Annotated in this window: 20 protein-coding genes; 13 read left to right on the forward strand and 7 right to left on the reverse strand. The window is 49.6% G+C overall.

Going from position 1 to position 23887, the window contains the following annotated elements:
* Nucleotides 1-164 precede the first annotated feature (164 nt).
* Complete coding sequence (locus tag LQ777_RS13950) at nucleotides 165-929, reverse strand: SAM-dependent methyltransferase (RefSeq protein WP_232558538.1); 765 nt, start codon at nucleotides 927-929, stop codon at nucleotides 165-167.
* Between the two features lie 81 nt (nucleotides 930-1010).
* Entirely contained in the window at nucleotides 1011-1478 is a 468-nt protein-coding gene (locus tag LQ777_RS13955) for a redoxin domain-containing protein (RefSeq protein ID WP_232558539.1), read from the reverse strand.
* A 257-nt stretch (nucleotides 1479-1735) separates the two neighbouring features.
* On the opposite strand from LQ777_RS13955, the gene LQ777_RS13960 reads away from it, so the two are divergent.
* A complete protein-coding gene (locus LQ777_RS13960; protein ID WP_232558540.1) occupies nucleotides 1736-2656 on the forward strand; it encodes an ROK family protein in 921 nt (306 codons plus the stop codon).
* A 66-nt stretch (nucleotides 2657-2722) separates the two neighbouring features.
* Here the strand turns inward: LQ777_RS13960 and LQ777_RS13965 are convergent, their stop codons facing one another.
* Nucleotides 2723-5389: a TonB-dependent receptor gene (locus LQ777_RS13965; protein WP_232558541.1), complete on the reverse strand. Its 2667-nt coding sequence runs from the start codon at nucleotides 5387-5389 to the stop codon at nucleotides 2723-2725.
* A 145-nt stretch (nucleotides 5390-5534) separates the two neighbouring features.
* Nucleotides 5535-6278 (reverse strand): SOS response-associated peptidase, encoded by a 744-nt coding sequence (locus LQ777_RS13970; RefSeq protein WP_232558542.1) that lies wholly within the window; start codon nucleotides 6276-6278, stop codon nucleotides 5535-5537.
* 237 nt (nucleotides 6279-6515) lie between these two features.
* On the opposite strand from LQ777_RS13970, the gene LQ777_RS13975 reads away from it, so the two are divergent.
* From LQ777_RS13975 to LQ777_RS14000, 6 genes are all read left to right on the forward strand, one after another.
* Nucleotides 6516-7151, forward strand: a complete 636-nt coding sequence (locus LQ777_RS13975) for a pyridoxamine 5'-phosphate oxidase family protein (protein ID WP_232558543.1) — start codon at nucleotides 6516-6518, stop codon at nucleotides 7149-7151.
* Between the two features lie 46 nt (nucleotides 7152-7197).
* Nucleotides 7198-7698, forward strand: a complete 501-nt coding sequence (locus LQ777_RS13980) for a DUF4385 domain-containing protein (RefSeq protein ID WP_232558544.1) — start codon at nucleotides 7198-7200, stop codon at nucleotides 7696-7698.
* A 98-nt stretch (nucleotides 7699-7796) separates the two neighbouring features.
* On the forward strand, nucleotides 7797-8678 hold the full coding sequence (locus tag LQ777_RS13985) for a bifunctional 5,10-methylenetetrahydrofolate dehydrogenase/5,10-methenyltetrahydrofolate cyclohydrolase (RefSeq protein WP_232558545.1): 882 nt from the start codon (nucleotides 7797-7799) through the stop codon (nucleotides 8676-8678).
* 154 nt (nucleotides 8679-8832) lie between these two features.
* Nucleotides 8833-11784 (forward strand): glycosyltransferase family 117 protein, encoded by a 2952-nt coding sequence (locus tag LQ777_RS13990; protein WP_232558546.1) that lies wholly within the window; start codon nucleotides 8833-8835, stop codon nucleotides 11782-11784.
* Between the two features lie 178 nt (nucleotides 11785-11962).
* A complete protein-coding gene (locus LQ777_RS13995) occupies nucleotides 11963-12478 on the forward strand; it encodes a DinB family protein (protein ID WP_232558547.1) in 516 nt (171 codons plus the stop codon).
* 109 nt (nucleotides 12479-12587) lie between these two features.
* Nucleotides 12588-12773, forward strand: coding sequence for a hypothetical protein (locus LQ777_RS14000; protein ID WP_232558548.1), 186 nt, complete (start codon nucleotides 12588-12590; stop codon nucleotides 12771-12773).
* Between the two features lie 59 nt (nucleotides 12774-12832).
* Here the strand turns inward: LQ777_RS14000 and LQ777_RS14005 are convergent, their stop codons facing one another.
* The 3 genes from LQ777_RS14005 to tilS all read right to left on the reverse strand — a co-directional run bounded on the left by LQ777_RS14005 (nucleotide 12833) and on the right by tilS (nucleotide 17588).
* Nucleotides 12833-13561, reverse strand: a complete 729-nt coding sequence (locus tag LQ777_RS14005) for an SDR family NAD(P)-dependent oxidoreductase (RefSeq protein WP_232558549.1) — start codon at nucleotides 13559-13561, stop codon at nucleotides 12833-12835.
* A gap of 130 nt (nucleotides 13562-13691) precedes the next feature.
* Nucleotides 13692-15980 (reverse strand): carboxypeptidase regulatory-like domain-containing protein, encoded by a 2289-nt coding sequence (locus LQ777_RS14010; protein ID WP_232558550.1) that lies wholly within the window; start codon nucleotides 15978-15980, stop codon nucleotides 13692-13694.
* Between the two features lie 231 nt (nucleotides 15981-16211).
* On the reverse strand, nucleotides 16212-17588 hold the full coding sequence (tilS, locus tag LQ777_RS14015) for a tRNA lysidine(34) synthetase TilS (protein WP_232558551.1): 1377 nt from the start codon (nucleotides 17586-17588) through the stop codon (nucleotides 16212-16214).
* Nucleotides 17589-17620: 32 nt separating this feature from the next.
* Here tilS and LQ777_RS14020 point away from each other — a divergent pair, with 32 nt between their 5' ends.
* From LQ777_RS14020 to porD, 6 genes are all read left to right on the forward strand, one after another.
* The gene (locus LQ777_RS14020; protein WP_232558552.1) at nucleotides 17621-19402 is read left to right on the forward strand and encodes an OstA-like protein; all 1782 of its coding nucleotides are present in this window, start codon (nucleotides 17621-17623) and stop codon (nucleotides 19400-19402) included.
* Nucleotides 19403-19497: 95 nt separating this feature from the next.
* Nucleotides 19498-20157: a T9SS type A sorting domain-containing protein gene (locus tag LQ777_RS14025; protein ID WP_232558553.1), complete on the forward strand. Its 660-nt coding sequence runs from the start codon at nucleotides 19498-19500 to the stop codon at nucleotides 20155-20157.
* A 126-nt stretch (nucleotides 20158-20283) separates the two neighbouring features.
* Nucleotides 20284-21177 carry an outer membrane protein assembly factor BamD gene (locus tag LQ777_RS14030; protein ID WP_232558554.1) on the forward strand — a complete coding sequence of 298 codons (894 nt, stop codon included), beginning with the start codon at nucleotides 20284-20286 and terminating at the stop codon, nucleotides 21175-21177.
* A gap of 60 nt (nucleotides 21178-21237) precedes the next feature.
* Nucleotides 21238-21543, forward strand: a complete 306-nt coding sequence (locus LQ777_RS14035; protein WP_232558555.1) for a DNA-directed RNA polymerase subunit omega — start codon at nucleotides 21238-21240, stop codon at nucleotides 21541-21543.
* An 85-nt stretch (nucleotides 21544-21628) separates the two neighbouring features.
* Nucleotides 21629-22879: a bifunctional phosphopantothenoylcysteine decarboxylase/phosphopantothenate--cysteine ligase CoaBC gene (gene coaBC / locus LQ777_RS14040; protein ID WP_232558556.1), complete on the forward strand. Its 1251-nt coding sequence runs from the start codon at nucleotides 21629-21631 to the stop codon at nucleotides 22877-22879.
* Entirely contained in the window at nucleotides 22876-23790 is a 915-nt protein-coding gene (porD, locus tag LQ777_RS14045) for a type IX secretion system protein PorD (RefSeq protein WP_232558557.1), read from the forward strand. Before coaBC ends, porD begins: the two co-directional genes overlap by 4 nt.
* The last annotated feature ends 97 nt before the right edge of the window (nucleotides 23791-23887 follow it).

The raw sequence follows: 23887 nt of genomic DNA on the forward strand, positions 1-23887 counted from the left end.
TGAAAACTACGTATTTATGCGCGTATAATCTATGATTAATGCATAAATTATAAAAAAAATTATATACTCTCCCAAAGGCTTTAAACCCTGAGCAATGAAAACGAGACGAGAAGGAAGGTAGTTAACACCTGTTAAGTTTGTTAAAAGAGCCTTGGTAATCAACGCTATCTTCGTTCGGCTACTAGCCATACGCCAGCATCGCCAAGTTCATACGGTTCTCCTTCAACCGTACCATAACAGTCAACGATGGCGAAGCCTGCTTCGACAAACAGGTGACTTAATTCAGCTAAAGTATACACAAAGTGTTGCGCTGTCCGGGTCTGTGTCTCGCCATTTCTGACGTAAGTCAGGTGGGAATCGATGCGGCTTTCAAGGGGATCATACGTATTTTCAACCAGGAACAGAATCGCATCGTCGCCTTCACCCACAGGCTGCCAGTTGCGCTCCTGGTAGTCCGGTAGCACCGATTCGGCAACCATTTCCGAATGAGCCAGGAACCGCCCGCCCGGTTTTAACAGATCCGCTATTCGCTTCAAAAAAGCAAGCATATCGTGGCGGGGAAAGAAACTAAAGCTATTTCCTAAACAGTAGGCTGCATCATACGGCGCATACGGATCTAGATCCGAAACGGGCATCGTCAGAAAATCACCACGAATCGCTTCGAGCGCCAATTTTTCTTTCTTAGCAACCGCCTTGCACTCATCGATGTATTCGTCCGAAATATCGACGCCCACAACATGAGCACCCATCCGGGCCAGCGGCAACGCATGACGACCGTACCCGCAAAAAACGTCGAGTACCCGATCGCCCGGACCGAAATCCAGTGTTTCGACGAGTAATTCAAGATCCAGTTGTGTCTGCTCGTCAGTTTGGGCGGCTTTCCAGGCATTTTGCGGCAACCCGTGAAAAAAAGTATGATACCAGGCCATGAGGAAAAGAACTACGAACGGTGAATGGACTACCCTATATAGCAGCCCATTCACCGTTTCCTAATTCGGTAATAGTGATGATTAATTAAGAGAAGCGAGTGTTTCGCGGACAGCCTGAAAGTTGGGAACGTCACCCGCACTGTCGAGCACTTCGGCATATTGAATAATCCCTTCTTTATCGATCACGAAAGCAGACCGTTTGCTCACTCCTTTCAAATTCATGACAAACGTTTCGTAATACGTATCGTAGGCTTGCGACACTTCCTTGTTGAAATCCGACAGCAGATTGAACGGTAATTGCTGATCTTCCTTGAACTTTGCCAGCGTGAATGGCGAATCGACGGAGATAGCAGCAATATCAGCGTTCAGATCTGCGTACGTGGTTATATTATCCCGCATTTCGCAAAGCTCAGCCGTGCAAACGCTCGTAAAGGCCATTGGAAAAAACAAAATGATTAAATTTTTGCCTTGAAAACTGCCCAATGATACCTCCTGTCTATCACTATTAAACAGGGTAAAATCGGGTGCTTTTTGTCCGGGAGTTGGCATAATCGATTTTTGATTTTGGATTTTGGATTGTTGCTTTGGTGTAAAATCCGTCTGGAGGCCGAAATTCCGAAAAAGCAAAGGGAAAACAAGCATTATTCTGCAAACCGCTACTCGTTCTTTTTACAAATCACCCCAACGGCTCTTGTTTTAGTTATCGTTTTTGGCCAACTAGTCAACCAAGGTAGCGTATAAACGGTTACTCAAACACTATACCTTTACAGACACTCGAACGTAAATCAGAAATCGTATCTTTTTAAATGCAAAACTACTGGGGCATTGATTTGGGCGGCACCAAAATAGAAGGTGTTATTTTAAGTGCTCCTTCGCCCGACGCCGTTATTATCCGGAAACGAATCGACACAGAAGCGCACAAAGGCTATGATCATATCCTAGCCCAGATTCTCCGACTCATTGACATTCTTAAAACAGAAACGGGTTTGACTCCGGAGCGGATCGGTTTTGGAACGCCGGGCACGCATGATCCGGCCCGGCAAACCATGAAAAACTGCAACACCACCGTGCTGAATGGCCGCCCTATGAAACAGGATCTGGCCCGGATGCTCGGTGTTCCCGTCGAGGTAGCCAACGATGCCAACTGCTTTGCGCTGGCCGAAGCCACGATGGGTATTGTGCCCGATGTTGTCCCCAATTTCCAGTCAGTATTCGGCGTGATCATGGGTACGGGTGTTGGCGGGGGCGTTGTTATTCGCGGACGCGATGGCGTTCCGTTCGTGCTGAACGGCCTACAGGGTATTGGGGGCGAGTGGGGTCACAACATTCTGGAAGAAAACGGCTATCCTTGCTATTGTGGCAAACGGGGCTGTAACGAACAAGTAATCTCAGGACCTGCCCTACAACGGTATTATCACCAGATCAGTGGTGAAGAGCGGACGATGAAAGACATCATGGAACGGTATACTGCCGGTGACGATTTATTTGCTAGCCAAACGGTCAACCGACTGCTGGAATACTTTGGTCGTGCGATTTCCGTGATTGTAAACATCCTTGACCCAGATGCGATTGTGTTGGGCGGGGGCGTCGGTAATGTTGATTTGCTGTACACCGAAGGTGTTGAGCGAGCAAAAAAATATGTGTTCAACTCGGGCGAATTGAACACACGTTTTCTAAAACCTAAATTGGGCGACAGCGCGGGCGTCTTTGGTGCAGCGCTGCTGTAACGCTTTATCGTTTGTGGTTTTCAGCGGGCTAGCGCAACACGTCAGCCCGCTGTTCATATTCTACACTTAGCGCGGACGACCACCGCCCCGGTTGCCTCCCTGAGCGGGTTGCTGCTGTGGCTGGTTGCCGCCATCGCCACCTTCTCCGGCTTTAATATCGTCGTTGTCCACCGAACGACCGCGCCGACGCTGTGGCTGATCGAAGCTTAGTTTGCCAAACTTATAGTTGAAGTTGACCCGGATACCCGCGTTGTACAGGCTGGTAATGCTGTTCTGGGCGAAAATTGGCGATGACGATTCTGAACGGATGGTAAACGGATTGTTCAGGAAGTTTTCACCTGCTATACCGATACTACCCCGCTTGTCTTTCAAATCTTTTTTCACGCCAAGGCTGTAGAACGCAAACCCACCCTGGTAGCCCTGCAACTGAACTTGTCTTCCTCGTGCGAAGCCAAAACCCTGAATCCCCCAGCCGTTTTTAAGCGTCAGGTTTGTAAAGAGTCGTCCGGTGATAACCCAACCCGAATTGGTCGCGTTGTAAATGCTCATTGCGCTGTTGTTGGTCAGGTAAGCGTAGTACAAGTCAAAACCACCGCCAATCTGCCATTTTGAGAACAGCGTCGCGTTACCAAATATGTTAGCCCCGTAAGCGGATTCTTTACCGATGTTCAGGTACGTCGTCCGGATGACCTGCGCCAGAGCCGGGTTATTCACCTGGCCTACGCTTGACCGTACGGTATCCCGAACGCTGGTGATCGAGTTGTTGGTTTGCCGGGCAAACAACGACATATTTACGTAAACACTTTTGATGTAAGCGCTGCTGCTCAGTTCAAGGTTGTCCGTCAACTCGGGCGACAACAGCGGATTTCCCTGTGTAATGTTTGTTGGGTTGGCCGCATTTATGTTTGGGTTCAGGAATTGAATCCCTGGCCGTTGTAAACGACGGTTGTACGCCAGTTTGACGGTTTTGCCGCCTTTAAGTGCTTTCGAAATATTAACGCTCGGCACCAAATTGCTGTAGTTAGGAATGCCCAGATCCTGTCCGGCAGCACCACCCTGCTCACCAGGCTGCGTTTGGCTGTAGTTGGCGTTGATCGTAGTATGTTCGAAACGAGTTCCCGCTTTGATGGTGTATTTATTTTTGGTGGTTAAGGTGTACGACACGTAACCCGCTCCGATTGTCTGGTCGTAGTTGAGCGTATTGCCCGACCGTGATGGGTCCGCTAAAAGCTCAGCGGTACCGACGCCCAGGTTATACGTAAACGAGCTCTCGACCTGCCGGAAAATCCCTTTACCCCCAAATTCAATCAGTTGATTTTTTCCAATCGGTGTCTGGTAATCCCCCTGAATGGTCGTTTCCTGGTTGTAGCTGTTATTCAGGTTCTGCTGGCGGGATACTATCGTGGCAAAATCCGAAGAACTTAGAATGTCCGCCGTAAAATCGTTGTTCCGGTTGTTGCGACTGTACTGCGCCGATACGCTCAACTCCTGCTGAGGCTTTGCGTAGGTGCGGGTATAATCGATGTTCGCATCTACCGTACCGGACAAATCTTTCGTCAATACATTGCGATTGTTCAGGCGCGGAAAATAATCGTTCGGCGACGTCGTACGGGTCAGGAAGTTGTCTTGATTCTGATAGTTGTTCCGAGCACCATAACGCAGGCTCGCCGTAATCGCACTGTTCTTCGTGATATCGTAGTCCCAACCGAGTGTATACTGACCAAAAATACCGTTGTTGCGTGTATCAGCGGTTTGTTCGGTCGTGGTAGTTCCGTTACTGCCAAATGTCCGCTGCGTATTCTGGAACTTGCCAATCACGTTGTAATTGGCCCGGCCAAAGCCGCTTAAGCTAAAGCCCATTTTTCCCGTTCGCAGGTTACCGTTCAACCCCAGGTTAGTACCCCGGTTTCCAACGCCACTATCTAGATTTAAGGTAAACCCTTGTAACGTTGTTTTCTTGGTGATAATGTTAATAATTCCCGCTGACCCTTCCGCATCGTACTTCGCCGAGGGGCTGGTAATCACCTCTACCGTTTTGATCATGTCCGCCGGAATCTGCTTCAACGCGTCCGCTACGCTACTGGCGACAATGGTAGAGGGTTTGTTGTTGATCAACACCCGAACGTTGCTGCTACCCCGCAGGCTAACGTTACCGTCTAAATCTACCGATAGCAGCGGTACTTTACGCATGACGTCAGTAGCATCACCCCCTTTTGCCGTTATATCCTTGTCCGCGTTATAGACAAGCCGGTCCACTTTTTCTTCCACCAAAGAAGCCTGCCCAACTACTTCAACCTCTTTGAGCGTCCGTACATCGGCAGCCAGTTTCACCGCGCCTAAATCGACATCACCTTTACGATTGAGTTTAACGCTCGACAGCGTTTTATTCCGGTAACCAACGAACGAGATCAGAATCTGAAATTCTCCCTCCGGCAGTTTGGTAAGCGTAAACTTTCCTTTTTCGTCGGCAACGGTTCCGTCAATCGTTTTTTTCGTTTTCGTTTCAATCAGAGCAATGCTGGCAAATTCAACGGGTTTATTGGTCGTCGAATCAACAACGGTACCCGTTAATTTGGCACTACCCCGGGGTGTATCATCACTAGCCGTACCGGGAATAGCGGTAGCAGGCCGCTGCCCTCCCCCACCCGGCAAGGTCGGGAACTGCGCCCGAACCGCGTTGGATGCGGTAAACAGAGCAGTACCTACTACTAAAACACGTAAAACCTTTTTCATAGTCAGGTTAATCAAAAATAAAGGTGATCTATCCGGAGAATGTCCCGGAAAAAGACAATTTAACTCACAAAAAAACGAACAGGTAACGACTTATTGCTTATTACTACATAAACGGACCGCTGTTGGGACAGACGGAGCCCATTACTTAAGTAAAAAGTGCAGGTTCGTTTTTAAGCTCGGCGTATTCCGCACGTTGCATCACTTCGGGGACATCACTTGGTTCCGTCCGCGACGTGATTCGCTTACTGATGCTATAACTGTGCATCTGGCTGGCCGGATACGGTTTAGCCAGTAATGCCAATACCTGTTTTTCGTTCAGGTTTTCGTGCAACCAGGCGTGCTCTTCGTCAGGTGTCAGCACGCAGGGCATCCGTTTTTTCGAATTATGGATAGCCGCCAGCAATGGATTGGCCTCTGTGGTCAGCAACGTGTAGGTCGGGTATAGTTCGCCGGTTTCGGGATCAGGCCACTCGTCCCACAAGCCCGCAATGGATGCAATTTTCTGATCCTTCGTCGTGATGTAGAACGGAAACTTCTTGCTTCCAAGCGTATGCCATTCGTAAAAACCGGTAACCGGAATCAAACACCGCTTACCACTCTGCGCTGCCCCCCGGAACGACGGTTTTTCGTAGATACTTTCCGACCGGGCGTTGATGGTCTTTGTACGGATCTCCGTAGCATCGGTACTCGATTTGGTCCAGCGCGGAATCAGTCCCCAGTGAATCATTTGAAAACGGGCCGGCTCCTGCTTGGTTATGATGGGCCAGGCAGGAAACTGATAGGCATTGGCATGATAAACCGGCTGAAAATGGGTACCGCTGGGCAAGGCTGCTTCGTAGCGTGCTTCGAGTTCGGCGGCTTTGATAGCCAGTGATTTATGAAAACACATTAGACGATTTGATAGTCAGTGAAATGTTAGTCTCTATGGTAACCTAACCACCAAAACCCTGCTTCGGTTATACAACTCAGTAGTATTTACCAAAAGGAAAGAGTTTCGTTTTTGAGCCGTTCGCTGATCCGTCTTATCCCGGCTTTTGGACAAAGCCGGGTCATGGCTTTAGGCTTGTTTTTCGCAAACAAAAAAATTAACAAGCCGTTAATCAACCGACTCTATTATAACTCCTTTATGCCTGCTTCTGAACAACCGAGTAACACTGAACCTGTTCAAACGACCTCGCCTTCGTTGGCGGAGCTTGAGCACACCAGTTGGCAACAATTGGCATCGGCTCCTGAAAGCGAAAAAGATCCATTCAAAACAATGGTTGTCGCAACCTGCGCCGATGCCGGAGCCGATGCCCGAATGGTTGTACTCCGGCAGGTTGACGCTAACCGAAAATACGTTTGGTTTCATACCGACGCCCGTGCCGAAAAGGTTATACAACTGGAAGCCTTTCCAACGGCTACGCTACTTTTCTGGGACGAAAACCGGCAGATTCAGCTTCGATTAATCGTCGAAACCCGACTGCATACGGACGATTATGTTGCCGATGACCAGTGGGCTGCGCTCTGGGTTGGCGGTCGAAAGACATATCTTTCAGAGCGTAAACCGGGTAGCGAACAACCCGCCCCTTACCCTGGCTTTCCGGAGTCCCTGGGCGAAGAACTACCCACCGAGGCACAAAGCGAAGAAGGCCGAGACAATTTTGCGGTGATCGAATGCCGGGTCTTATCCATGGAGTACCTGCACCTCAGCCGGAAAGGGCAGACCCGCGCCCAGTTTCGGTACGAGCCAGAATCCAAAATGGTGTGGCTGGCTCCTTGATTGCTTTTAGCTTGCCGTTTCGCTCTCCTAAACGAAAACGAACTACATGCCAACCAACGACCGGGCTTTCAATTACGACCTTGATTATCGGCACCTGAACCTACGCGAACAGCCCGAACTGTACCGGGTTGGCAAAGGCGAAATGGGTGTTTTGCTGGTTCAGCCGTATAAATCGGAAATCTTGCCTTACTGGCGCTTCAAAACACCTGACATCGCCCGCGAATCGTCGGAAAAGATTTTTCAGCTGTTTCAGGACTACAAACAGAAAGGCGACTTTATTGGCATGGACATGGCCCGTAAATTTCTGCAAATGGGCTACACCCGTTCTCGTCGGTATGCTAACCACCGCACGGGTCAAAAATACGACGGTCCCGTACCGGATGATCAGAAAGGGCGTTCGGGTGCGCACGGGCGAGACCAACTTCCCCGCGACGAAGATCCAGTCAAAGCGGAATCAGCCCGAATCTTCTACGCCAAATACCTGGAAGCGAGGGAAGATCCTGACTATAAACGGCTGAAAAAAGCCTGGCAGGAACAGTACGGCTAATCTTTGTGTAGCTTTGTGGCTTCTTTACGAGCGCTGGTTGGTCGTAGTAGCGGACAAACGCGTTCCTAAGAGAAAGCACGAAGATCACCAAGATATCTATGCAACTCCTTGACGGTAAAGCCCTTTCGGCACAAATCAAACAGGAAATCGCGGCTGAGGTCGCGCAGATTCGCGAACAGGGCGGTAAAATCCCCCACCTCGTCGCCATTCTGGTAGGCAACAAAGGCGCATCGGAAACCTACGTAGCGTCTAAAATGAAAAACTGCGAAGAAGTGGGAATGCATTCAACCCTGATTCGCTTCGATACATCCGTTACGGAAGAGGAACTGCTGGCGAAAGTCCAGGAGGTTAACAACAACCCGGATATGGATGGTCTGATTGTGCAGCTTCCCCTCCCCGACCACATCTCTGCCGACCGTGTTATGGAAACCATTGATCCCGCAAAGGACGTGGACGGTTTTCACCCGATCAACATTGGCCGCATGGCAAAAGGGTTACCTGCTTACGTTTCGGCGACTCCGCAGGGCGTGCTGGAAATGATCAAACGCTACGATATTCAAACAGCGGGCAAACACTGCGTGGTGGTAGGGCGTAGCCAGATTGTTGGTTTACCCATGTCGATTCTGATGCAGCGCAACACGTATCCCGGCAACTGCACCGTAACCATCACCCATAGCCGCACACAGAACCTGGACGAAATCTGTCGATCTGCGGATATTCTGGTGGCTGCACTTGGCCGACCAGAGTTTGTTACGGCAGACATGGTCAAAGAAGGCGCGGTTGTTATCGACGTGGGCCTGGAGCGTGTACCCGATGCCAGCAAGAAAAGCGGCTTCTCGCTCAAAGGCGATGTCAAGTTCGACGAAGTAGCGCCCAAGACAAGCTTCATAACGCCCGTTCCCGGTGGCGTCGGACTGATGACAATCTGTTCACTCATGCAGAACACGCTGAAAGCCGCGCGTAAGGAAATTTATTCGTAGTTGCGATACCCAACAAGGACAGCTTCTTTAGCAAAGTTGTACCGCATAGGTCCGCTTAACAAACTTTAACAGCCCGCTCTAACCCGGTCGGGCTGCTTTTTTACGTATTTTTGGCAACTACTTACACAAAAGCAGTCAGTTAATCTTTACCTATATGCAGTCATTCAAACGCCTGAACACCCTCACAGGCTGGTTCGTTTTCGCGGTCGCGCTGTTTACCTACGCGAGCACCGTTGAACGGACGGCCAGCTTCTGGGACTGTGGCGAGTTCATTGCGTGTTCGTTTAAACTCCAGGTACCACACCCTCCTGGCGCTCCTTTCTTTTTATTGCTGGGCCGGATTTTCTCTATGCTCTCGTTCGGTGATTTAACCAGCGTGGCTTACTGGATCAACATGGCTTCGGTACTAGCCAGTGCATTCACAATCGCATTCCTGTTCTGGACGATCACGATGCTGGCCCAAAAGCTACTGGATAAACCGGAAAGCGAGTATAACACCGCCGATACGTTGCTGGTGATTGGCACGAGTGCCGTTGGCGCTCTGGCTTATACCTTCTCGGATACCTTCTGGTTTTCAGCCGTTGAGGCAGAGGTGTACGGGATGTCGTCTTTCTTTACGGCTATTGTCGTGTGGGCGGCTTTCAAATGGGAGCGCATCGAGGACGAAGCAGCTGCTAACCGCTGGTTGATTTTTATTGCTTACCTGACAGGTTTGTCGATTGGTGTTCACTTATTGAACCTGGTAACGCTACCCGCGCTCGCCCTGATCTATTACTTTAAAAAGTATCCGAAGCCAACGTTCTGGGGTGGTGCAACAGCCTTTGGCGTCGGCCTTGTTATTCTGGCAATTATCAACTCTGGTATCATTCCGGGTTTGCCTGGAATGGCCTTTGCGGTTGAGCGTCTGTTTGTCAACTCGTTCGGCCTTCCGTTCAACTCCGGCATGTTTTTCTTTATTGTCGTTTTTCTGGGAGCCGTAACGTATGGTATCATCTGGTCGGTACGGCAGAAACGGGCGGTCCTCAATACCTCCCTGTTAGCGCTTGCCTTCGTTCTTATTGGCTACGCTTCGTACATGCAGGTACTGGTCCGGGCTGATTTCAACCCGCCCATCAACGAAAACGACCCCAGCGACGCGCTGAACTTCCTATCGTACCTGCGTCGGGAGCAGTATGGAAGCCGCTCACTGCTTTACGGACCTGTCTTTACAGCTCGTCCAATTGATCAGAAACAGGGCGCTCCAATGTGGAAAAAAGAAGGCAACAAATACGTTATCTTCGACCACCAGCCTGAGTACGTTTACGCTCCCGGTGACGAAATGCTTTTCCCTCGGGTATACAGCAGCCAGCAAAATCACCCGCAGTTGTATCGCCAGATGCTTGGCTTAGCCGAAGGGCAAAAGCCTACGATGGGTGACAATCTCAAGTTTATGTTCGACTACCAGCTGGGTCATATGTGGTGGCGCTACCTGATGTGGAACTTCGCGGGTCGGGAAAGCGACGAAGAAGGCGCGGGTTACCTGCTGCCCTGGTCGTCGGATCAGAATGCACCCGATCTGCTAAAAACCAACAAAGCCCGCGACAACTTCTACATGTTGCCGTTTATGCTTGGCTTGTTTGGCATCGCGTTCCAGTATTTCCGCCGTCGTCGTGACTTCCTGATTGTCGGTCTTCTGTTCGTCTTTACGGGTATTGCCCTGCAAGTTTTCCTGAACTCGCCCCCATCGGAACCCCGCGAACGCGATTATATCTACGTAGGATCGTTCTATTTCTTTGCAATCTGGCTTGGCCTAGGCGTCATGGCGATTGCTGAAGGCATACGAACCTATCTCAAATCGGATATGACCCGTAACGGTCTGGTCGTTGGTTTATCACTGCTCGTGCCAGTGATGATGGGCGCGAAAAGCTGGGATAACCACAACCGGAATCACCGCTATCAGTCGGTTGACTTTGCCAAGAATCTGCTAAATTCCTGCGCTCCTAATGCTGTGCTATTCACGGGTGGCGACAATGATACCTTCCCACTTTGGTACGTTCAGGAAGTAGAAGGATTCCGTCGCGACGTTCGGGTGTGTAACCTAAGCCTGCTGGGCACCGAATGGTACATTCAGCAGATGAAGCGGAAAACGTACGAATCGGACGCACTGCCGATTTCGCTGGAGTTGGACAATTTCAACAAGGGCAAAAACGACATCGTACCCTTTTACGAAGTTCCCGGTGTGAAAAATGGCATTGACCTGAAGCAGTACATCAACCTGATCAAGACCAGCAGTCCTGCTATTCAGGTTCCGCTAACGAGTGGCGACATGACGAGCGTTCTGCCTTCGTCGGTGCTGTTCCTGCCCATCGATCAGGCGGCTGTTGATCAGGCAAAATTCGTTCCTGCCATGCTACGGCCACTGGTAAAAGATACGTTACAGTGGACCATCGGTAAAAAGGATCTGTACAAGCCGGATCTGATTATGCTCGATATGATCGCAACCAACAACTGGAAGCGTCCTCTTTATTTTTCGAGCACACTGGCGAGCGATAATTACCTGAACCTGAAAAATTACATGCAGCTGGAAGGGTATGCTTACCGACTAATGCCGGTTGCAGTACCTGGTGCCACGGATGGTTATGTTAATTCCGACATCATGTATAACAACATGCTGCACAAAACCTTCTGGCGTGAGTTCAACAATCCGGACGTATACTACGATGAGACCTATAAAGGACCACCGGTTATTTCAGCCCGGATCGCGTTCTTCCGACTGGCCGATCAGCTATTGCGTGAGGGTAAGAAAGACAAAGCGCATGAAGTGCTGAATTATTCGCTGAAAGTCATTCCGGATAAGAGCATTCCTTACGACCAGATTTCGTCAAACTACGTTCGGTTCATGTTCTCGGTTGGCGATAACAAAAAGGCGCTCGAAATTGCTGACACGATGGCGAAACGCGCTGACCAGAATCTGACGTACGCCAAAACCGGCAACCGATTTGGTAATCCTGACGCTGATCTGTACATCCTGCAAACGATTGTTGAAGCGTGTAAAGAATCAAACCAAACGGCAGCCGCCAATAAATACGAAGCGATTTTCCAAAAGCATATCAATTCTTTCGGTTGATCGATAAGCCCAAGAGAGGACAAAAAAGCCCCGACTACGCAATGTGGTCGGGGCTTTTTTTATTTTTCTGATCCGTAACGCTTCAGGGAACCGGCAAACAATTCTCTTTATTCATTAGGCTTGTGGGCACTCATTGTGCTTCGAACAGGTTTAGCAAACAGCTTTATTACGAAAAAATATGACTCCCGCTCTTGAAACCCGTGAAGTCTGGCTGCGTGGTCCGCTACCCGATATGCCTTCGCTTCTACAGCCCGTCGCCCACGCCCTGTTGCAAGCCAGAGAAGAAGTTACCGCGCTACTGGCCGACTTCCCGGAAGCGCAGCTTTGGGAACGGCCCGCTGCTGTCGCTTCAGTTGGATTTCATTTACAACACCTCACCGGTGTACTAGACCGGTTGTTCACCTACGCTCGTGGCGAAGCCCTGTCAGCGCCCCAACTGGACGCGCTCGCGCAGGAAGGCAAACCAACGGAACCGCCGTTGGCTGTTTCGGAATTAGTCCACCGCTTTCACAAGCAGATTGATAGTGTCCTTGCGCAGTTACGCAGCACCGACGAGGGTACCTTGACAGAAACTCGGGGTGTTGGACGAGCGCAGATTCCGTCGACGGTGTTAGGCTTATTCGTTCATGCAGCCGAACACACGATGCGGCATGTGGGTCAACTATCGGTAACGGCACGCGTGTTGTCCGCTTGATAATCTTTATGTCCTGCTTGGTTGACTTTTCATAGACAACCCTCGACCTTTCCGTCCGAAACGCCTGCTACATTAGCGGGCGCGACCACTAAACACCAGTCACATACGTATGAAAACGTCCTTATTGATCACCTGCATTCTGTTTTCTGTCGGAGGAAACGCCGTTCTAGCCAACCATCCTTCGCAGGATAAACCAGTCAGCAAAACGGTGACTACGTCCAAGCAGACGACGGCTCCGAAAAAGACAATGGTAACCAAGACGGTGCATAAGAAGCACGTCAAGAAGTCGGAGTAGAGTCGTGTACGCCCAGAGCGAAATAATGATTCCTGTTACTTCGCTCTGGAAACATATCCCTAAAGAATACTCAATCGTCCCCCGTCGGCAACGAGCGTCGTTCCGTTGATAAAGCGAGCTTCATCAGAAGCCAGGTAGCAAATCGCCGAAGCGATGTCCTCAGGCTTGCCGATCACACCTTCTATTTTCTCCTTACCGCTTTTTACATTCGGATTATCCCACAGCATGGGTGTGTCAACGGCTCCGGGCGCGACGCAGTTGATCCGTACTTTAGCAATGTCGTATTCGAGTGAAACACCCCGTGTAAACGCTTCCATAGCGCCCTTGCTGGCAGCGTACGGAATTACGTTTGCCGTTGTCTGATGGGCGTGAACGGAACTGACGTTGACAATTGCTCCGCCGTTTATGTGAGGAATGCAGCGTTTACAGAACACAAACACGGCTCTTAGGTTGACGGCCAACACGTTATCCCAGTCTTCAATCGACAGGTCTACAATTGGCGTATAGGTCATCATAGCGGCATCATTGACCAGCACGTCGACCTTTCCCCAGGCCGCCAGCACCTGGTCGACGGCGGCTTCGATCCGCTTTGCATCGGCTAGATCGACTTCCGCAAACAGCGCGTCGCCACCACTACGCTTAATTGTTTCGACAACCTCCTGACCTTCTGTTTCGTCCCGGCCTACAACCAATACCTTGCCGCCTTCCCGGCCCATTTGTTCAGCCGTAGCCCGACCGATACCCGACGTTGCGCCGGTAACAATGCATACTTTATCCTTAAATCGCATGAAATAGCTTTTTCCAGCTTAACTGCTTGCCGAATGGAACTGTTTATGGAGCGTATAGCCCAACCGATAGCAAAAAAGCGCAGGTCAAATGACCCACGCTAACCTTTCAAGCACTTAAGAAACGTTTCTGTTATTGAACAGCCAGAATTTTGAACTCTGTCCGGCGATTTTGCTGGTGATCATCCTCGGAACAGTTGACACCGTCAATGCAACCATTAACGATTTCGCTTTCGCCGTAACCGCGAGCCACCAACCGTTTAGCGTTGACCCCGCGCGATACCAGATAATCCAGTGCGGCCCGAGCCCGGTTCTCCGAAAGTCGAATGTTGTAGGTATCCGTAGCGCGCGAATCGGTGTGAGAACGTAGTTCAATCTGCATCTGCGGGTATTCCTTTAAAATTTCCAGAACGTGATCGAGTTCTTTCGCTGCATCAGCCCGAATAAAGAACTTGTTTAGATCGTAATAAATGTTTTTCAGCTGAAACACGTCGCCCACGCCGTATAACCCCAACGAGTCGGTAACAATCTTGTCCTTTTTCTTGACCTTGTTGTACTGGGTTCGTTTGGTCGCGTAACGGTCTTTTTGAGCGGTTAGCGTGTACGGCGCACCGGGCTTCATGTTGAATTCATAGCCACCATCGGGTCCCGTCATAACGGTCTGTTCCGATTTATCTTTTTCGTTACGAAGGGTTACTTTGACCCCGGCGGCTGGCTGTTGGTTGACCTCTGTTTTCACAACACCCCGTACCAGCGTACTCTCGGTTCGTTCGAGATAGATTGATACGCTTAAAACGGGCTTTGCCGATTGGGTAAGCGTCGAGAACCGGACGCTGTTTAGTGCATAGCCTTCTTTTACGGCCCGAAACTCGTAGTCAGTATTTGCTTCCACGCAGATCTCCGCGCGACCATCGACGTTAGTTATCCGCAAATCCTGGTTCGATCCGTTACGCAGGATACGTACATCGGCGCTTTCGATGGGCGAACCCGTTTTCGAATCAAACACCAGAATATTGAGTTGCTTGCAGGCCCGACGAAAGGCATAGATATCATCGTCGCTGACGCCTTTCTTCCGGTTACTGCTGAAGTAGCCCGTCGTTCTGTATTTGTCCGTGATAAATCCAAAGTCGTCTTTCTCGGAGTTAACCGGCGCACCCACGTTCTGAACGCCTTTGTAGGCAATACCATCTCTCAACTCAGCGAAGAAAACATCAAGACCACCCAGCCCTTCGTGGCCATCCGACGAAAAGTACAGATTCCCGTTAGCGTCCACAAACGGAAACATCTCGTTTCCTTCCGTATTAATTTCTTTACCCAGGTTTACGGGCGTGCCCCATTGGCCGTTGTTATACTCGACTACATACAAATCCGTGCCACCATATCCGCCGGGCATATCGGACACAAAATATAGCTTCGAATCGTCAGGCGCAAAGGCAGGGTGTCCAACGGAATATTCATTACTATTGAACGGCACCTCTTTGATGTCAACCCACTTACCACCGTTGTTTACGGAAGAATACAATTTCAGTTTCTTGATACCATCCGAGCTTTTTCCGGCTTTGCCTTTACTGGTATTGTTCCGGGTAAAAACAATCGTATTCTGATCGCGGGTGAAGGTCATAGGCCCTTCGTGATATTTCGTGTTCAGCGTGCGGCTGAAAATCTCGGCTTTGGTCAAAGGCTGATTGGGATCAGCAGCTTCGTTTGTAGCCATTTCTTTCGCTTCAGCTCCTCCTCCCAGGACGGCTGCGCTGGTACTACGTGTCTTTACGTCGGCGTTTGGTACGTGCAGTTGGTTGGTATCTGAATGGAAATACATGTCCAGAAATGGGGTCTGGTTCCAGCTAAAGACCCGCTTTACCACACCCGATTCGTCACGGGCCGACACAAATACAAGGCCGCCTTTGTAATACATCGGACTAAAATCAGCCTGCCGGGAGTTGATGGGCAAACTGGAAAGACGATACGACGACGAATCCTGATAGAACCGGCTCATATCCATGTAAGAAACCGTGTACCGGCGTCCGCGTAGATCCTGACCTTGTTTTTCGCCGTACTGACTGTACATTTTCTGCGATTCGCGGTATTTCCCGTTCTGGGCCAGTGCCTGCGCGTAGTACAGATAAATTTCGCTGTCCAGATCAGTATAGCCCTTCACCAATTCAGCGTAAATCCGTTCCGCATTTCGTGTATCTTGAAGCTTCCGGTAGCTATAGCCCAGTTTAGTCAGTGCTTCCTGGGTTTCGGCAGCATCTTTCTTTTTATCAGCTCGCAGAAATTCTTCATACGCTCGTACGGCACTGAGGTAACTAAGGTTATCAAACTGTTTGTTAGCCGCTCGCAGGCGCGCACTTTGCGCCTGAACGGTAAGGCTACCAAACGATATTCCAACGATGAGCAAAACCCGTATAATTCGGTTCATGGGAGTCAATCCGTTTATTTACTATGAACTCATGGCAGATCTATCAAAAAAAATGCCAGACTCAAAACCTAAAGAAGTAATTGCAAATCGCCTGACGAAGCGATTTGCTCAAACGATAAAAGTACAATTTATTAGATCGTAACCTGCGATTGAGGTCACTCATTTGTGATAATGAAGTCGTGTTTCAACCAGCAAACGGCGCAATTAATCTTTTGTAGTCTGTTTATAAGCCTATTTAAGATCCGCTGCCAAGCTAATTTTTACGATATCACGGGTTTCACTCGTTATTCGGTATCGATGGTCGATCCGTCGGCCAATGACCCAGACAATCTGGTCACCAGACAGCAATACAGCCGTTGATTCGCGTTCAGATCGGGTTAGTTTCAAGTCGTTCAACAGATCACTCACCAGCTTATGTCCATTCAACCCCAACGGACGGAAGCGGTCGCCCTGCTGCCAGGGCCGGATGGTCAGTGGTAAGGTTAAATACCTGGCGTCCAGGCAAGCTATCGCAGCGGTGGCAGGTACCTTAAAGTCGTCTGTCTTTTGGAAGATCGCTATTGTTAAGGCAAATTGACCCGCTACATCCACTGGCGTATCAGGCCAATCCCTCAACGTGATGGTATACGGCAAAGCCGCTATACGCTTCTCCAGCAGCAGGCCGGGCGTTCCATCGGCCAGCCGGTCGTGCATGATCCGGTGCGTAGTAGAAACAAATACCTGCCCGACCGACTGATTCAATGCGTCGATCATAGCGTCCACCTGAGCGATCGCAAAGCCAAACGGTTTTAGCCATTCGGCCAGCCGAAAAGTCAACTCATTTTGATCTCTAAGTTTTACTGTAGGCAGGAAGAGCTGCTCCCCCACCGGTTCGACAAGCGCATTCCAGGAACGGTTCAATTCCGACTGCACAAGCGTTTCGGCGGCACGAAGCCGCTCAACCGTTCGGGGAAGCGTCTGCCACAAACCAGCATTCAGTTCAGTGAGTACGGGCACCACATAGTGTCTGATTCGATTACGCGCGTATTTATCGTTGGCGTTTGAACTATCCTCCCGATACGTCACCGCTTTTTCCGTCGCGTAATCGGCCAGTTGATCGCGCGTGGCAAAGAGCAGCGGTCGAATGATAATCTCGTGTTCCGAACGCTGTTGTTTTGCTGCTATACCATGTAGTCCGGCCAGTCCCGTACCACGTGTCAAGTTCAGCAGTAGCGTTTCCAGCATGTCATTCTTGTGGTGAGCCGTAGCGATACAGTCGTAATCATGCTGTCTTGCTAACTCCCGAAACCAATCGTAGCGCAGATCGCGGGCCGCCATTTGAATAGACACACCACGTTCTTCGGCTATGGCTGCCGTATCAAAACGAATTTGGTGAAACGGAACCCCATATTGCTCTGCCTTGTTCTGGACAAAATGAGCATCAGCGTCCGATTCGGCTCCGCGCAGGCCAAAGTTGACATGGGCGATGGCAAATAATCGCTTTGTTTGGTGAAACAATTCGGTCATCACCATCGAATCCAGTCCACCGCTTACGGCCAGCAGCACGCGGTCAGTCGGATCAAACAGCTGATTGTCGTTAATAAATCCTAAAAATTCTCGCTCTACCATCCGGTTCCGGCGCCAAGCCGTAGTTTTGCCCCATGTTTCGTCTGTTTGTCCGCTTTCTTGTCGTTTTCGTTCTATTCAGTTCACTGATCGTGTCCAATCATGCTCTGGCACAGGTAGGCGGAGCGCCTGTGGCGGATAAGGTGGAGTTGTTGCATGCTGACAGTCTTGTTGGCGTCAATACGCCCGGTCAGGTTGTCCGCAAAATATACAACAACGTGCGCTTCCGGCAAAAAGGCGTGCTAATGTACTGCGACCTGGCGATACAAAACGCGACAACAAACATTATTGAAGCCTACGGAAATGTCCGGTTGGTGCAGGGCGATACCATTAGTGTACGGGGCGACACCATGTTTTACTACGGAAACACCCGGCAGGCCAACGTTCGCGGGCGCGTCATTATGCGCGACCGTAAGATGACACTGACGACCAGTCAGCTCGAATACGATATGCTATCGGGAATTGCGCACTACCCGACGCCCGGCCGCATTGTTGACAAAGAAAACGTACTCACCAGTCGCGAAGGGTACTACGATACGCGTAGCAAACTGTTTACGTTCCGACAAAACGTCCGGCTTGTCAATCCGAAAGGTACGCTCACCGCCGATTCACTGCTGTATAATTCACTGACCCGCATTGCCACCTTCCAGGGTCCGACCCGCATCGTCAACAAAGACGGGGTTCTCACTGCCGTTGAAGGCCAGTACAACACCACAACCGGTATTTCTAACTTCCAGCGCCGGGCCACCGTCGAAACACCTAAATACCGACTCACCGGCGATTCCTTGTATTACGATAACCTTTCCGAACTGGGGGTTGCTAAAGGTAATGTCATCATGGTTGCCAAGGACCGTAAAGCAATCATTACGGGCGACCACGTTCGTTACAATGGCAAAATTGGCATTTCGCGGGTAACGGGCCATCCGGTCGCGAAGAGTCTCGCGAACGAAACGACAAAGGACACTCTTTTTCTGCGCGCTGACACCTTGTTTTCCTTCGACGACAAAGTAACGAACACACGTCGTTTGCTGGCGCACAAAAACGTGTACATCTATAAATCGGATCTACAAAGCAAGTGCGACTCGTTGATTTACAATACCGCTGACTCAACGATTTATTTTTACAAAAAGCCGATTGTCTGGAGTCAGAACAGATACCAGATGGAAGCGGATTCGATCTTAGCGCAGTTAAAAAACAACCGCATTAACACGATGTACCTACGCAGCAAATCGTTCGTGATTTCGCTCGATACGCTGATGAATTTCAACCAGGTGAAAGGCAGGACAATAACGGCTTATTTTACGACGAAAACGGCACCAGTCAAACCAGCGGCCAAGCCAATTTTAACAGCAAGTCGCTCAGTCACTGCAACGAATGCCCCCGTCCGCAGCGTAATGACTAAAGAAACCACGCCATCTGCTACAACGGCTACTCAGCAGGAACAGACCTCGCTGGAACGCGTTCTTGTTGATGGCAACGGCCAGAGCATTTATTACGCTGTTGACGACCAGAATAAAATGATTGGACTTAACCACGTCGAGTGCAGCCGGATGAACATTGAGTTCAATGAAAGCAAAGTTGGACGTATACGATTTTATGGCCGTCCGGACGCGCAGTTGATACCACCTAAGGAGATTACCGGCGACGATAAAGAACTGGATGGATTCAGCTGGCGGGAGGCCGAAAAGCCAACAAAAGGACAAGTTTTGTGGCTCGAAACACCACCGGAAGCTAAGCCCGGAAGTAAAAAACCATTAAAAATCAGGAGTTCAACTAAACCTTTGGCTAAGAAACTCGTTCCAAGGGGTAATAAATAAGTGTTTTAACAATTTTTTAGAGTGTCACCCGTTGACATTGTCTTTGTCAATGAATACGTTTGTGGTGAGTACTTGTGTCCCTGAAGTTGACTTTTATGAAACAAATTATACTTATTGGTTTTCTCACCGCCTTTCTGACAGGCACAACTCCGCTACGGGCGCAGGTTGCCCCGCGCGATTCCGACGCCCGAAAGGGAAGTCGGCTGGAGTTGGGCCGGACAGCAGGAAGTCGGAAGCAAACCGCTCCAACACTGTCTAAGCAACGCTTTTCACTTGCTCCCCCCACAGCGACTACCGCAGTAAATCTTGACCGATCAGCGACCATTCGCAAAAACGCACCGATCAACGAATATTACCGGTCATTGCTGGTAGGACGCCCAGCCACAAAATCGACGGCTCGTTCATCTGCATCCGACGCTACCCCTTCGCCTACTGAAGCTAAATCTAGCCCGGATATAGCGATACGGGATGACGAACAACTGTTTAGCAACGACCAAATCACGGTTTCGAACATCTATCCGAATCCAGCCAGTGAGTCAGCCGAAATTGATTATCAGATCAAGGGGCACGTTGGCGAAGCAAAGCTGATTCTGCTGAACGTACTAGGATCACCCATTGAAGAATATGACATGTCACAGCACGAGCGGAAGGTCCGTGTGGCAACCCGCTCGTTGGCAAGTGGTTACTATTTCTATCAATTATCGCTTGAAGGAAAAAAGGTTGCGACCAAGAAACTGCTTGTCCGGCATCAATAACAACCGAAACAGGCTTGTTAAAAATTCATAAATAGGGTCCAAAAACCAGACACTACACTGCACTATGCGGGCTTCGTTGACGTTAAGTCGGTGTAGCCCGCATTTTTTTAGTATATTTGCAACCTTATGCAACAACGTCATATCAGTAGAAGTCTGCTGGGAGTTCTGATCGTGTTTTTTCTAGGGTCTTGCAGTCCGTTCTCCAAATTGCAGAAGAGCGGAAATGACGATCAAAAATATAAAGCAGCCGTTGAGTATTATAAAAAAGAAGACTGGTATCATGCTGGCCTGCTCTTTGAAGAACTGATTCCGGTATTGAAAGGTAGCACCGAATCAGAACTGGCGCAGTTCTACCATGCTTACACGCAGTTTCACCAGCAGCAGTACTTGCTGAGTGCAACGCTCTTCAAGAAATTTTACGAAACATTTGCCCGCAGTGAGTACGCGCAGGAGGCTATGTATATGTATGCCTACTCGCTGTATAAAGATACTCCGCAGTACAATCTCGATCAGTCAAATACGCTCACCGCAACCTCGGCTCTTCAGGATTTCATTAACACCTACCCGGATAGCAAATACCGCGACGAATGCACGAAAATCATTCTCGAACTACGCGGTAAGCTGGAACGGAAAGCGTACGAAAAAGCCAAGCTTTATTACAAAACCAGTGGTTTTAACATCGCATCGTATAAGTCGTCGGTTATTGCCATCAACAACTTTCAGAAGGAGTTTCCAGATTCGGAATACAACGAAGAACTGGCCTTCATGAAAGTGGATGCTGAATATAGCCTTGCCAATAATAGCCTGGAAAGTAAGCAAAAGGAACGCTATCAGGACGCAATCAGTTACTATCAGGCATTCATTGACAAATATCCTAGCAGCAAGTACGTAAAACAGGCTGAACGGATGTATGAATCCAGTCAAAAGGAAATCGAACGGCTCGACAAACTGGAGCAGGAGCGCGAAAAATTAAAGAACCTGCACAACCGTCCAGCTAAAGTAACAGCAGCAAATCAATAGTTTATGATTTATGAATAGCAGCGGTAAACGCTGCTGTCCGTGAACCAAAACCAAAATAGTATGGCAACGAATCAATCGATCATTACCCGCGACAACGACAAAATCGCACTTCCTACGGGCAATCTATACGAATCAGTATCGATTATTTCAAAACGCGCCCGGCAGATCGCAACCAAAAACAAAGAAGAACTGAGCAATAAACTGTCTGAGTTCGTTTCAGCAGTAGACAATCTGGAAGAGGTATTTGAAAACCGCGAACAGATCGAAATCTCGAAATTCTACGAGCGGATGCCGAAACCAACATCGACCGCTACGGATGAATTTCTGGAAAGCAAGGTGTACTGGCGCTATAACGACGAAGAGTAGTCTTTAGCCATTCCTAATGATATTCTCATAGCCGCACGGTACATTTGCCGTGCGGTTTTTTGATTTGTGATTTCAAGACTTTCTTGTGAACGGAAAACGTATTCTTCTGGGAGTAACGGGCAGTATATCTGCCTACAAATCAGCGCTACTCGTCCGCTTACTAGTCAAAGCCGGGGCCGACGTACAGGTTGTTATGACCCAGTCGGCGCAGGAATTTATCACCCCGCTTACGTTAGCCACACTGTCAAAACGCCCGGCCTTATCCGCTTTTGTGAACGACGCAAGCGGTAGCTGGAACAATCACGTTGAACTTGGCCTGTGGGCGGATGCGCTTGTGATTGCGCCCGCATCGGCTCATACGCTCGCCCGCTGCGCCCACGGCTTCTGTGATGATCTGTTGTCAGCAGTTTATTTATCGGCAAAGTGTCCTGTATTTTTTGCCCCAGCCATGGATCTGGACATGTACCGCCACGCTACCACAATCGAGAATCTTCAGCGACTCGAATCATACGGTAACCACATCATCCGGGCCGAACACGGAGAATTAGCCAGTGGCCTTGTCGGTGAAGGACGATTAGCCGAACCTGAAACCATTGTTCAACGGCTGGAATCGTTTTGGAATCAGGAGGCCCAACAATTTAATTCTGACCATAGTAATTCGTCTTTTCCCGTGGGTTCTGGCCCCCTGCTCAACAAACATGTTCTGATTACAGCGGGCCCAACGCAAGAAGCGATTGATCCGGTTCGTTATATCAGCAATCACTCGACGGGTAAAATGGGGTATGCAATTGCCCGCGCTTTTGCGCAGACAGGGGCTCAGGTAACATTAGTTAGTGGTCCAACAGCCCTGCCACTTCCTCATCCATCCGTTCGGCGCATCGATGTACGGTCAGCTAAAGAAATGTTTGAAGCCTCACAGGCCGTATTCCCGGTCGCCGATGTGGTGGTTTTAAGCGCGGCTGTCGCCGATTACACCCCGGTCTACGTGGCTGAGCAAAAGATCAAAAAAAAAGAAAATCAGTTTTCGCTCGAACTGACCAAAACTACCGACATTGCGGCTACGCTCGGTAGTCAGAAACGGTCCGACCAATTCCTTATGGGCTTTGCGCTGGAAACGAACAATGAGCGCGAGAATGCCTTGAAAAAGCTGAAAAGCAAACACCTGGACTGGATTGTTCTGAATTCATTGCGCGATCAGGGTGCAGGCTTTGGACACGATACAAACAAAATTACGGTTATTGACAAAGACGAGCAAACCCACGAATTTGCGTTGAAAACGAAAGATGAAGTCGCGCAGGATCTGGTTAATCTGGTCGTAAAAAAGCTGTCGGTATGAAGCGAATACTAGTAATCATAAGCCTGCTTTGCGGTATGCTTCCAGCACAGGCGCAGGAGCTGAATTGTCAGGTTACCATCAACTCGGATCAGCTGTTTGCCCAGCAGAAAACGGATTTTTCCTACGTTAATCAGCTCAAGGGAATCGTTACCGAGTTTATGAATAACCGGCGATGGACCAACGACCAGTACACGGTTTCTGAACGAATCAATTGTTCGCTCAATATTAACCTCATCAAGTCATTGACCCAGGGGGTATTTGAAGCAACTGCGCAGATTGTTGTCACCCGACCAGTTTATGGTTCAAGCTACGAGACTACGACCTTTAGCTACGTCGATCGGGCCTTTAACTTCGTTTATTTGCCCACCACACCGGTTTACTACCGAGAGAATCAATTTTCCGACGATCTTACTTCGTTACTAGCTTTTTACGCCAATGTAATCCTGGCGGTTGACTACGATACCTTCAGCAAGCGGGGTGGCAACCCGTTTATTCAGCGAGCCTTTACAATCATGAACCTGGCTCAGCAGGGCTCCCCCAACGGAGCCTGGCAAACGGGCGGTGATCGGCGCAATCGGTACTGGCTTGTCGAGAATCTGCAAAATCAGCAATTGCTTCCGTTTCGTGATGGATTATATACCTACCACCGCTTGGGATTGGACGTATTTGCCGCCAATCCAGTACAGGTGCGCAAGCAAACGCTCTCACTGTTGACTACCATTCGCACCATCGGGCTTCAACTGCCTAACTCGGTACTAATCAATTCGTTCTTCGACGCCAAGTCGCAGGAATTGCTGAATATCTTGTACGAAGGAACACCAGCGGAACGTAAACAAGCGTTTGATTTGCTGTCGTATCTGGACCCTAGTAAAACTGAAGCCTACCGAAAATTGGTGGCTGCCGGTCAATAGCCACCAATTTTTTAGCAGCCTTCCGGGAAGCAACGGTAGGAATGCAAATTGATGCCAGAAACCCCTGTCTGTTTTGAACCGCACTCAAACAGGCATT

Source organism: Spirosoma oryzicola, assembly GCF_021233055.1.
GTDB lineage: Bacteria > Bacteroidota > Bacteroidia > Cytophagales > Spirosomataceae > Spirosoma > Spirosoma oryzicola.